Consider the following 1,351-nt stretch of genomic DNA (forward strand, 5'->3'; position numbering starts at 1 on the left):
CCGCCGCGCCGGACGGTGTGCCGCGGTGGGGAGCGCCGGGGCTGGACCTCGCGAGTCTTCCTCCCGAGCAGGCGGCCGGTGGGCAGCCGCGTCCGCTGGGTGACGTATACGCGCTGGGTGCGACGCTCGCGTACGCCGCGACGGGCCACGCGGCGCCGGAGCGGGGGGAGTTGCCGGCCGTGCTGCGTTCGCTGGTGGCGCGGTGTTCGGCGCGTGATCCGGCCCATCGTCCTCAACTCTCTGACATTATCGGGGAGCTGGCGCCCGACTCCCGAACTGCCTTTCCCACAGAGGGTGGTGGGCTCGGCGTCGGCTGGTTGCCCGCCCGGATCGTCGCGGCCGTCGCTCACCAGTCGGCCTCCGTGCTGGCCGCCGAGGTGCAGTTGTCCCAGTAGGCGCGGCCGGGAGTGAGTGTCGTATCGGCCGCGGTCCCCACCACAGCTCCTGACGACAAGGGCCCGAAGCCCCATGCCGACCCCTCTCGCCCACGACGACCCCGTAACTCTCGGTCCGTACCGGCTAGTTGCCCGGCTCGGCAGTGGTGGCATGGGCACGGTGTACATGGCGCGTGGCGTCGGCGGTCGTACGGTCGCGCTCAAGACCATGCACGCCCGGATCGCGACCGATCCAGGCATCCGTACCCGGTTCCGGCTCGAAGTGGACGCGGCCCGGGTCATCGGGGACCGGTTCGGGGCCCGGGTGGTGGACGCCGATCCGTTCGCCGAAACGCCTTGGCTGGCAACGGAGTTCGTGCTCGGGCCCGCCCTCGACGAGGCCGTCCTGAGCGCGGGACCGCTGCCCGAGAGGTCGGTACGGGCGCTGGGTGCCGCGCTGTGTTCGGCGCTGGACCAGCTCCACCGCTCCGACGTCGTGCACCGCGACCTGAAGCCGTCGAACATCCTCCTCACCGCCTACGGCCCGAAGGTCATCGACTTCGGGATCGCGCGCGCCATCGGCGACGACCCGCTGACCCGTACCGGTGCCTCGGTCGGCACTCCCGCGTTCATGTCCCCGGAGCAGGCGGGCGGGATGGAGCACGACGCGGCCGGTGACGTCTTCGCGCTGGCCGGTGTGCTCGTGTTCGCGGCCACCGGGCGGGCCCCGTTCGGCAGCGGGCAGCCCGCGGATCTGCTGTACCGGGTGCGGTACGCGGAGGCCGACCTGCGCGGCGTACCGGCCGCGCTTGTGCCGTTGTTCGCCCAATGTCTGGCCAAGGAGCCTGAGGAACGGCCCTACTTGGCCGAGCTCGCCGCCCAACTGCACGACGGGAGCGGCGAGTTCGCCGAGCAGTTGCCCGACGCGGTGCTCGCGGAGATCGGGCGGCGAGCCGCCGACGTATGGCGGACCGTGC

Annotated in this window: 1 protein-coding gene and 1 pseudogene; both read left to right on the forward strand. The window is 72.5% G+C overall.

The features are described from left to right. Window positions 1–395 (forward strand): annotated as a pseudogene (locus R6V09_RS53270) (serine/threonine protein kinase); the annotation flags it as partial. Window positions 396–468: 73 nt separating this feature from the next. Beyond that, window positions 469–1,351, forward strand: an 883-nt coding sequence (locus R6V09_RS53275; RefSeq protein ID WP_317888576.1) for a serine/threonine-protein kinase, incomplete at its 3' end; no start/stop codon positions are given.

Origin of the sequence: Streptomyces sp. W16 (assembly GCF_033194735.1) — a bacterium.
Lineage (GTDB): Bacteria > Actinomycetota > Actinomycetes > Streptomycetales > Streptomycetaceae > Streptomyces.